The sequence below is a fragment of the Paenibacillus sp. J14 genome (assembly GCF_000518465.1).
GTDB lineage: Bacteria > Bacillota > Bacilli > Paenibacillales > Paenibacillaceae > Fontibacillus > Fontibacillus barengoltzii.
Window position 1 is genome coordinate 21,585 of record NZ_JADQ01000016.1, and the last position, 11,764, is coordinate 33,348.

The window sequence follows — 11,764 nt, forward strand, 5'->3', positions numbered from 1 at the left end:
ACTACCTCTCACTAATCATTTTTCTATATGTCAGAAATGCATTTGGTAACCAATCGGACAGATCGTATGGGTTTAAATACATCTTATTCCTTGTGTTTTTCGGCTTTTTTATAATTGCTGGAACAACCTCAAATTCAGTTGGTGGACTAGGTTGCATGAGTTCTCTATCATCAGCAATGAGCCTATACAATGGTGCAAGAAGCCCCTGTTGCTCTTCATAATCATATCCATCCGGTAATTGCCCAAATTCAGCATAGTTTAATAGCTGTAGTCCCAAGTACCGATCAAAAAAGTGGTGATTTCTCTGATTCCAGAAGTTATCAAGGCAGTGTTTGCATGAGCGTGAGCACTCGCATTCCGAAAGAATAAGCCTTGCTTTTTCTAACACTTTATCAAGAACCGAACTAACAAGAGATGAATAACCTGCACCGCTTGAAAGATTATCATAGAAAAACATTTCAATGTGTGAGTCACCGTCATTCTTTATTCTTGGTCTCCAACCTCCACTTATCTCACTGTAATCTATATCAAGTACCAAAGAGATTGCTTTTCTAAGTGCTTCATGTAAGGTCGTTACTGCAGCACGTAGTATGCTCTTTTCCTCCGCATTGCTGTTACCTATAAGTTTAGTAGTGTCATAAGATATATCCAACATAAACATATCAGTTAAAAATTCATATCCTAAAAAAATATTGGTTGCTACATATCTCTCATGCCGACACAAAAAACGGTCATGATAAGGTTGTGAAAAAGTAAAATGACCATTATTACTCAAATCCGCAACCTCCGCACCTCCACATTTTTTACATACGTTAAAACCATTCTTGTTACTTCCCATATTCACTGTTAGTACCTTCCTATCAGACAGCTTTGCATAACGAATATTACTTTGCCTATAACTTTTCATATCCGTCTCTGCTGGAACATAGGAATAGTAAGGTGCTTCAGCATAAGTGTATTGTTCATCTTCATCTTCAAATTTTACTTCGTCACCTTTAACAGGAGAAAACCCCCATGGACGTAACATTTTTCTGTGATCTGTTCGCGCTCCACAATATGGACATTGCTCTTTTGAATAATCCTCCTGTTCCATTCCGAACCAGTTACATTCGGAGCAAATAATAATATCTTTATAATAATCCTTATTCTTGAAATAGTATTCAGCTTGATTTGTTTCGTATCCTTTTGGACGAGGATTGGCGTAGATACCACCACTTTTATATATCTTTTTATCTATCGTGACAAATCTACCAGGCGCATATTCACTGAGAGCTATAGCAATATCTCTCTCAGGTGCATACTGTATGTCTCGAGGTGCATTTTTACCCCTCTCAGATTCTTTCTCGACATAAAACCTCACAATATTTTTCGGGAATGAATATGATGGAATGTAGCCTTCACGATAAAAGATATCAAAAGCCGAAGTCTCTTTATCATTATTAATATACTCATTTCGTTTACCTTCAACTAAAACCTTTTGACAGATATCACGGAATTGGCTGATTGTCTCATCAGTGCACATATCCATAGTTTTTACATAATTAATGTATTTTTCCCCAAATTTCTCACAAAACGTTATAATACCTATATCAACAATGCCATCAAACTGTAATTTCATTTCTAAGGTTGACATAAAACCATTTAAGGCTAACATGTTTGTGTGACGCTGCTTAATTTTAGGATTAGTTCGGTCAATCCATGGTTTACGCGGAGCTCCAGAAATCATCTCATCAGGATGCATAAAGTAATGACTGTCATGCGTACCACCAGAAGCATAAGTTACAATTGTGGAAATACCTGCATTCTTACGACCAGCACGACCAGCCCGCTGTTGGTAATTCTCTCTCATTGGAGGAATATTTCGAAGTCCGACGGCAGTCAACGAACCAATATCAATACCAACCTCCATAGTTGTCGTACAACTTAAAACATCAATCGATTCCTCACCGTTTTCGCCTACGTTAATATCTTGAAAACGCATCTCATATTTTTCTGTACGACTCCAGGTATCACTTCTGGTTTCTTTATGAGATAATTGAGCTGTATGCTCCTCAGTTTTGATTTTGTGAATATTTTCAATTTTATTCAAAGCGTTAAGTACTGGAATTCGCCAGAAATCAAAACGTGATAAATCCAAAGCATTTATTGGTACAACATCTGTAGAATCATAACAAGAACCACAATAGTCACCAATCTTGTAAGGAGATAGTTTCCCACATTTCACGCAACGATACCACATAAAGTCTCTATCGGCAATTTTTATTTCTACCGCCGATAGTTTGATGTAATATCTATTATTTGATGCTTGTGAGAAGAACAAATCACGAACACTCTCCATGATCTTCCTAAATACTAAACCATCGATATTCAGCATTTCTTGAAATCTTTGGATCAACTGTCTGTCTAATTCTGCTAAAAAATCACCCAAACCAAATGTTTGTACTTTACTACGGCCTGGTAAGCCTCTTCTGACATCATCAGGAATTATTTCACCGATAGCAGCGCTATCATCCATTACATCCCAAAATAACAGAACTAGCATTTGATAAAGTGTCTTACTATCAATAGACACCCCAAAATCATCCAAATCATATTCAAGTTCACTAAGAATTGATGACAGAGGGGCTAAGAAACCAATACCAATATCCTTGAATGAACGAGGACTTTCCGTGAAAAAGGTCAGCAGTTGCTCATAATACTCATCTGGTAATGGTTGATATTCTTGAACTAGTACCCCATAGTCAATTGCTTTTCCACGACGTTCGGTTTTGTTTTTCTTATCAACAAACAGCCTCTTATGGTTCTCAAATTTTTCTTTACTTTTGCCACTAAAAAAAGAGAGATTGTTTTGAACACATACATCTAAGAATGCAGGATATAAATCAGATAAAGAATGTTCTTTTCCATCCATCCGCAAAAGAAGAGAGGATAAGATAACTGCCTCTCGGAAAGCATCCGCATCAGACGATTTTGACAAGTCACGTGCAAGTTTTGCAGCATTCTGCCGGGAATCCGAGAACAACAGGACTTTTTTACCTTGATTAATCAATTCAGATTTCGCAGGTTGCAGTTCAAATTGAGCTTTTGTCAGGTTATAGAACGGAATATTACCCTTGGTAGAAAAATTAACAGGTTTCTTAAGTCGCATTGCCTTTCTGCATTTTGGACAAACATTAAAAGTAAATGACTGTGACTTTGAGTCAAAATCACTATTATAAATAACTGTTAAAAAATTATCGCTATTTTGTGGTGACGTGTATAGTTTTCCCGTAAAAGGGTCAAGCGCTCCTATTTTATCGTTTTTTCTTTTCTGATAGCCTCTCGGTGCAACATAAAGTAGCATTTCATTAAGCGAGTTTACATCACCATTTAACCCTCGTTGAGGGAATACATACCAATAGGGTTGTCCCTCATTTTTCTGAACATAAACTTTAAAATACAAAGCCCCACATTTAATATGGTTTACAAGCTCATAAATTCGCCCACCACAATTACATTTATCTTTTGGTAAAGATATAACCTTACCTAATGGAAGTTTCTCACTATTTGAATACCTTGCGCTATTACAATTTGGATTAGAACAAGCATAAAGCCCCTGTAGTCCACGCAAAAACATATGAAGTCGCACTGGGAATAGGATATTCCCATTCTTTGCGGCTAGAGGCACTATGGCTAGTAAAGCATCAAGTGCTTTCTCAGCATTATTACTGTCTCCGAAGAGTTCGTTCTTGATCTCACTATAGGATTTTGCACCGTCACGACACATTTTATGAAGCAACATAAATGCTTGATATTTGGGTAGATTATCGTAAAGCCATTCTTGAGCCTGACTCTGAGTAATATTATCTGCTAAATCATAGTTAAACACTTTTTTTGCGAAATCTTTAATTCGGACAATAATGTTGTCATCTTGTACTTCATCAGCACTAATTGAAGCTAATGCGTCAATATCTGTTTGTACTTCAAATTTATCTGGGATAGTTTCTTTATTACCAAACAAGAATTTGCAGTAATCTATATTTTTACCAGTTAGCGCTGAATAAAACTCATTTATTGCTTTTTGCTCATTTTGAGGCATACTCGCAGTTGTTAAAATAAATTGTACTCTATCAACCGAAATTCCCAAACGGTAGAATAATCTCTCCAACAGTAGTGCAATTTCTCCACCTGAAGAACCACGATACATATGTGCTTCATCCAAAACAATTAGGAGTTTATTATCATCGGATGCTTCTAGCCACTGCTTAGTTTTTTCCCAAATCGTCGCTTCACGCTGACGCATAAGCATGTACTCCAACATGGAGTAGTTGGTAATTAGAACATCCGGAGGACAGTTCTGCATCTCAAATCGCGTTATGAGTTCAGCATCAAATGGTGACGGTTTGTGAATATTCTTTTCCAAATTTTCAATAAAATCTTTTAGCCCTTTGTCACCAAATCTTGCAGGGAATTTATGGATTCTTTTTAGTCCTTCTATATTATTTAGTTGTCGCCGCTGAGTTTCGGCATCGGCTGTATCATCTATTAAATAGTTTTTACGGAAGGCATTCGCTAGTTCACGGCTACTTGCCAGTTTTGCATCACCAGAATATGGAGTCCTACCCGTATACATCCCAAAATGTGGAATACGGCTGGCTTGAGTATCCTTAATGAATATATCTCGGAATTCATCGCTTCCAATTATTTTTCTAAATCGGGCAAGTTGGTCAGAAACAAGCGCGTTCATAGGGTAAATAATGAGAGTGCGAACAGCCTCCATCTTAAACAGCCCTGAATGATTCTTGGCTTCATCGAAACATTTAGCTATTATTGGCCAAAGAAAACTTTCTGTCTTACCCGAACCAGTTCCTGTTGAAACAAACACATCACTCCCTGCCAAATAATACTCAAGAGCCTTAATTTGGTGTTCAAACGGATCAGCGAATATACCAAGGTTGGCTTCAATAAGTTTCAGTAGGGATTCCTTAATACTTTGTTTGATGTGAGGAGAATTTTTTATAGCATCTGGAACTTTTTTATATGAGGCGGAGGTTTCGATATAAGGCTCACGGGCAATATTTGTATGTTTAGAGCAAAGTTCACCCAGAAGATCATCAACATAAAGGAGCAGGGTTTCACTATTAGCTAAATAGTCTGATTTTATATAATTTGTCAATTTTTCTCGGATAGTCCGATAGTAATGTTGTACACCATTTGCATTTCTCATTTCACATCTTCCCCTCTTACCTCAATACCAATATTATTGAGAGTACTTGTAATCTCTGCAATAAAGTCGTTTTTTATTAAAAAATGCACTTTATTAAAAGCATTATTGATTGGCCAAGATATAAGTAGTAGAAAGTAGTATTCTCGGTTTGGTAGATAACCCGTTAGCCTAAGTATTGAGTATTCATCATCTATTTTTACTATTTTGGCTACTAAAGGGTTATCGTAATGAGCTTTTAATGCAAAATATAAGCGTCTATATTCATAGGCTGTTAAACTGTGACCGTGACGCTCAATAGTTTCATCTGCAAATAAAAGTGATTTGTCATCTCCTCGAATAACTCTGTAGTACGGACCCTGTTCAGATTTTCGAGCCACAGTAAAGTCTGTAAATATTTGGGCTGACCACGATTGTGATGGATTAGCGTCTGATAATGGATTAAAAAACTGCAAGTCATCATTCAAATCATCCTTCTCATAAAAGTCTGTAGTTTCATACATTGACAATAAATATTCCTCATAAGAGAGAGAATCCCTTAATAAAAATTCGGAAATTGTAACTGTATATCTTGTTGGTGAAGTAAACACACCAAGTCCATTTAAAATAAAATTATTAGTAGGAATACCGAAAAACAAGGATGTATTACCAATACAGATAGTTCTTCCAAAATTAGATAACTCATTTCTATTATTAGCATTCAAAAAAAGATAACCTGTCTCCTCATACACGCTACGTATATGAACAGAGAAACTTATATTTGTTTTTTTGTCATTGCTAAACTTGCTAGCTATGCTAGGGAAAAGTTCAATGTAACGTTTCATTAACTCATTTATAACTACTGTTTGGTGTTTCTTGGTTGCCCCAACCATATTATTCGAAGAGCTTTGTGCTATCCACAGGCACCAGAGCCCCATTGCTGAATAACAAACTCGGTAAATGAACGAATCAATTGACTCCCCCTTATACCGACTAATGCCCATATCCTTTGACATAGCGCAAATTAGTTCATTCATTGTGAGAACCACCCCAAAAGCAGCTGTTTTTGCGTGCATCGGCCATCTGGTCCCGCATATTTTAATAAGCGATCAGATGTGTTATACGGATTAATATGTAACACATCTACACAATAAGGTAAAACATTAAACGCAAGTACACAGCATAAATCACTTTCATTATCTATTGATTGACTAAAATGCTCAATTAAGCTATGAGGGTAGCCCAATTCTTTAACTATTCCCCTGAATATGTTCCTATATCTATTGTTTTCCCGTTCAAATTGTGCTGTGTATCTATGCTCCTGTATTATTGAGGGGTCTTCTGTTAACTCAGTAACTACGGAGAGAACTCCTATACGATTCAAATTTAAATAATTAAAGTAACGCATAAATTCCTTTGACAAATAATAGAGTGTTCGATCATATGCAACAGTTAGAAATATAATTTTATCTCTGTGCTTATCCAGTATTGGAATTAACTCGGTCTCATTATAGTTGCCAATAAAGTTGTCTAAACAAGCAACACGATCTGCTGTTTGTAAAAACCGGTCTATTTTATCACCTGTAATATCATTCCTATAACTCAATGTACTTACAGTTGGTTTTCCTATAAGTGTATTCGACACACATTTAATAATATTCATCCCAGTAGCGCGATTTACTATAGTAGGTACTCCATAAAATAGAGTTTTACTTAAATGCATTATCAGAAGTGTGAAATATTCTGCTTTGTAATTCACTCCAATATTGGAAAGGTTATATCCTAAATAATCCTTGAACTCATTCATATCAGATGGACACTTGGAAAACACTACAGAACTCTGTTCCTCATCCATACGTTTTTGTCCCTCTTCTAATTCGATTATCAATTGTTCTTTAAGCTTTTCAATGTAATTATTTGCGTCCACCAATGCCTTCGAAATCTGGTCTATTTTATCAAGTAATTGTGCTTTTTCTTTTTGGAGAGAATCTATTTTATTCCTGTCTTCTTCAGCACCAGCTTGAAGTTCAGCAATAACTGAGAGCTGATCATTTATTGATTCAACATGTGCTATTCTAGTAGACGATAACTCATCTCTGCATTTTATTAATTCAACATCCTTCGATATAATATCCGCTTTAAGCTTCTCGAGTTCAATCTCTAGTTCCTTAATATTATTATCTGATAGTTCTTGTTTCTTACTCATATCCCTTAGAGATGTGACTGCAACACTTAATAACGAAATATATTCCTCTGAGTATTTTTCCTCTAAAAGTTTGAAATATAATTTGACATTCTTGAAAAAGAAAGAATAAGGTAGGGTTCGTAAAAAGGCCTCTTCTTTATTATCCCCTTCACTTATATATCTGTTTATTTGATCTTTAATCTGAGAAAGCCAATTTTTGATATGTTTATCAATGAATAACGAAATAAAACGACGATTACGATTATTAAATAGCAAATTAACAACATCATGCTTTGAGATTGCATTAGCTCGGAACCCTGGGCGGATTTTTGCAAACTCTTTTGGATTTTTTGTAAAATATCGAATTATATCTTTATGTGGTATAACTGAGCATATATAATACACTTCATCTTCGGTTAATTGATGGATATAGCTCATATCCATCCCTCCTTGATAAATTGCTTAGCAACTGAGTTAATTTTACCTTTTACCCTACACTTATCGATGTACCGAGAAGCTGTTTCACTAAGTGTAATTGAACTAAAGCTAATATCATCGAATTCCTCTAATCGTTTGTTATGTGCCAGGATATCATTAAGAAAATCTTCACTAGAGACCTCTTTTTTGCTGTCAGGATAAATGTAACTTACAGGGTAGTTACTATACTCATAGTGGATTATTGAACTTGTTGGAGTTAAATAAATATCCTGCCCACATGATAATGGAGAAACTCCATAGCGATTGAAATGATAATAGACACCCTTATCAGGTATAGTAAACTTGTTAACTTTAATATTGGTGGGGATTATCTCCGTATAACCGTGAAATTTAGGTATTTCTTTATCAATAATAATTTCCGAGTTTTTTCTAAATATTTTAGTTCTTTGTGTAATTGATATTTTTGAAATTTCAGGTGATATTTTTGATATTTCCCTAGAATATACATTGATATTCCCATGTGCTTGTAATTCAAAGCTCGAATATATATAAGCATTTTCTGATGTGATAATATTGACTTCATTTGACGTTTTTGATGGTGGCCAAAGCAAAGTTAGTGTCTCTGAAATATCTAATCGATAGCCCCATGACTCTAGCAAATTATCTATAGTAGCGGTTTTTTGTTTAATTGTTAAAACAAACCCAGAAAATTTTCTATTCATTGTTTCAAATGAGATTATTTCTCCAACTTCTACACCTTTAGGAAAACAGTCGCAGGTAAATTTGGTCTTTTCTTCTATAGAAACAAAATAATTTGTATTAGTGTATATTGTATTGCTACGAACTAACTTTGCCTTAAAATCATTATCATAGTCGTGTATTTTGAAAAAGGTTGGACTATTTTTGTTACAAAAGAAGTTAAACTTTCTTTTTGTAGTTTCAAGAGTATTTGATAAATAATAGCTATATGAAAAATGATCCAAAGGGATCATTGTAACAACATCTGGTGCAAAATTCTCAAAGTTAATTCTCAATGTACAAAAAGGTATATTGGCATCCTTTGTTCTTAATTCAAAATCAACATTTTGCTGTTCGTACACTTTAATTTCGCTTTCGCTAAACCTAAGACCTAAATAAAACATTCTACTACTATTATCAAAATAGAACTCTACTCTTTCTCGTTTGCTCCGTCTGGAACGAGCATCAGTGCTGATGGCTCCGTGCAAACCTAGGTAATTCTCGCATTCAACATCATTGTTCCCACTGCGATGTCTAAAATGTGCCACCATTCTAGTGCTGTATGGCGCAGCAATAAACACTTCTTCTCCACAACAAGAGCACTCATAACGATATGCTTCAAAACCGCCATTTTGAGCAGCCAACTCAGCAGAGACTTCAGATTGAAGAATTGTATCATACGCCTTACGCATCTATAATTACCCCCTTCATAAATCGGGAAATTAGTTTCATATGTTGCTTATTTCCACCTCATTCCGAAGAAAAAAATTAAGAAGAAGCTAACCTTTATATTTTCCACAAATTATGACAAAAGTCCTGCCTATTCTTTCTTATTTCGTAAACAAGTAAAAAATAACCTGTTTTTCTATATATGTAGTTATAGTATATTTTTCCAATATTGTTCGCTCCCCTTCTCAGCAGCCGTTTTCGTTATAGTGGACAAGAAACGAATAAGTATATTATTCCCCTTCATAAATTGTTTATCTTGAAATAATACGGAAATTCTAATTTCTCAAAAGAAGCATGTTTACCCTTGTAAGAAAGGTTTGATTCTGAACACCAAAACAATCACAAAATAAAGATATTCATAAGAGACAGATATTAGTGTGTTCGGAAGTAGTATAATTACAAAATGGCACAGCCATAAATATCATGGCTGTGCCATCAAAGTTTTGTTTCAAATTAATCGAGCATTAGTCAACTCCATATCTCGTCACGATAAATATTGCGCTCTTATCTGTTTTCCAAATTCACCAAAACACCCCCCCCTCACACGCTGCCTCCGCATCCACTGGGTCGCTACCCACTTCTCACCGCGAATCACCGGGACGCTGCTGTGCAGGGTCAAGTTGTTGAGTTCTTGTTGACGATAGAAGTATTCGAAGTACAAGGCGGACCCGCGCTCGGGTTTGACCTCTAAATCCAGTAAGGGAAAGACGGTCTCTCCGCCTGCCTCCACATCGTTCAAGTAGATGATCAGGGTGCTGATCCGATTGTTCTCAGCAGAAGGGCTGTTTGGGCCGAAAAAGTCATAGTGGGCTTGGTATTCTTGGCCTGGGCTGTAGTGGAGGATTTGCAAGCCTTCCGCGTGTTCGATGGGTACATTCATCAAGGCGGAGATTCGTTTTTCGATGCGATGGATAAAGGGGTTTTCCTCTTCTTCGAAAAACATCCCGCGGCTCGTGCGGATCTCACTGACCACGTTGTTCACGAGTTTGGAGTCTCGTAGTCGGGGAGCGGCTGCCTCAATCAATTGCCGGCATTCGTCGTCCGTCAGCAGCCGTTCGAATCTCATGATCAAAGGCTCTTGGTGCAGTACCGTCGCCGCAACGGTACGATCATCGAGCGAGTAGAAGGATTGAATCGGCAAGATGGAAATCTCCTCGCTCATCTCTATCACCTCTACTATTCAGTTTTTGATGGAATTATTATACATCAGCCTAAGTTCGTCGAGTATCCCCCTCATTCAACCGTTCTCCCACGGATCATTCCATCAAACAAAAAATCAACAACCTCGCAGGGTTGTTGATTTTAACATGGTTCTATTCACTTCAAACACGCCGCATCCCACTCCTGTTTCAACTCCACAAGGGATTGCTGACGCTTGCTCCGATCCTCACTCACAGCTCTTAACGAGACCTCATCGATAACCGCACCCAGCGTAAATTCCTCTGGAGACATGAAGCGCGAGGAGCAACAAAGTCATACAGGACACAACCATCATAAAAATCAATCGCCGCAAATCCTCCACCCACACTTCAACTTGTACGGAATCCCATCTATATACTGGATTTAAAATCAGACAAGTACCACGCCGGCACCGGATTCCTCATCCCGTCAAACCACGTCAAGACATCTCGGGCCTGTTGCTGCATCACGGCGACTTCCACTTCACCAAAAGGGATGGCCCAAGGAATCGAAGACAACGCATTGGTGCCGATATAGAGAACCAATAACGTAAAGAATTCGTCCGGAGGATTTCCGTGAAAATAACCGTGAATCTGTCCCGTCGCAAAATGCGGACTGACCTTAGCGCTCCACACGATGCGATTAAACTCCTCCCACGGATCCCCGTAATCCCAGCGATTAAAATCGATGATCCACAGCTCCCCTTCGGGTGAGATGATCATATTCCCCACATGATAATCCCCGTGCTGAAAGCACTGCGGTCGCTCGCTAAGGTAGTGCCGATTCGCTTCAATATAAGCGATGATCTGCTCGTCGCCCACCATTTTTACGCCGCAGTCATGATATTGCTTGATTTTCCGGTCTACTTTTCGATTAAAAGAGGATTCCCACGGTTCTTGATCCACCGGGGCAGGGATACTGTGAATTTGCCTTAAGATTTGCCCGGCTGTCACGCCAAGGTGGTATTGCCTCGTGTCCGTCAGCTTCGGCAATACCGCTTGCGCATCTTCGCCGTCACACCAGGTCGAGAGGGAATAGACACTCTGGCCGTTGTTGCATACCCCAAAATCCACAGGCCGCGACATGGGTATCCCGCTTTCGGCTAATCTTCTCATCATTTCAAACTCATGTTTCTTGTGGTCGTACTGGGAAATATCTGCGATGCGCAGCAGCCATCTCTCGTTGGTGACGGTTTCGATATAGTATTTTTGGTCGCTCGACCAGCCTTTGGTGATCGGATCGATTTTTTTGAACGTTTCGTAACCTTGGATATCCGCGAACACAGAATGCTCCCTCCCCCAATCCGCCTAGAA

The 11,764-nt window shown here is 37.7% G+C and carries 6 protein-coding genes; all 6 read right to left on the minus strand.

The genetic code is table 11. The annotated features are described in order from the left end of the window. Nucleotide 1 precedes the first annotated feature (1 nt). Complete coding sequence (locus M891_RS0108160) at nucleotides 2-5,206, minus strand: DEAD/DEAH box helicase (protein ID WP_028538473.1); 5,205 nt, start codon at nucleotides 5,204-5,206, stop codon at nucleotides 2-4. Further along, nucleotides 5,203-6,219 carry a hypothetical protein gene (locus M891_RS0108165; protein ID WP_028538474.1) on the minus strand — a complete coding sequence of 339 codons (1,017 nt, stop codon included), beginning with the start codon at nucleotides 6,217-6,219 and terminating at the stop codon, nucleotides 5,203-5,205. The genes M891_RS0108160 and M891_RS0108165 overlap by 4 nt, the downstream gene beginning before the upstream one ends. Beyond that, a complete protein-coding gene (locus M891_RS0108170; RefSeq protein ID WP_028538475.1) occupies nucleotides 6,216-7,805 on the minus strand; it encodes a hypothetical protein in 1,590 nt (529 codons plus the stop codon). The genes M891_RS0108165 and M891_RS0108170 overlap by 4 nt, the downstream gene beginning before the upstream one ends. Further along, nucleotides 7,802-9,235: a hypothetical protein gene (locus M891_RS0108175; RefSeq protein WP_028538476.1), complete on the minus strand. Its 1,434-nt coding sequence runs from the start codon at nucleotides 9,233-9,235 to the stop codon at nucleotides 7,802-7,804. The genes M891_RS0108170 and M891_RS0108175 overlap by 4 nt, the downstream gene beginning before the upstream one ends. Before the next feature lie 521 nt (nucleotides 9,236-9,756). Beyond that, nucleotides 9,757-10,434, minus strand: coding sequence for a 2OG-Fe(II) oxygenase (locus M891_RS23550; RefSeq protein WP_051416872.1), 678 nt, complete (start codon nucleotides 10,432-10,434; stop codon nucleotides 9,757-9,759). A 388-nt stretch (nucleotides 10,435-10,822) separates the two neighbouring features. Beyond that, nucleotides 10,823-11,734: an aminoglycoside phosphotransferase family protein gene (locus tag M891_RS0108185; protein ID WP_028538477.1), complete on the minus strand. Its 912-nt coding sequence runs from the start codon at nucleotides 11,732-11,734 to the stop codon at nucleotides 10,823-10,825. Nucleotides 11,735-11,764: the final 30 nt, after the last annotated feature.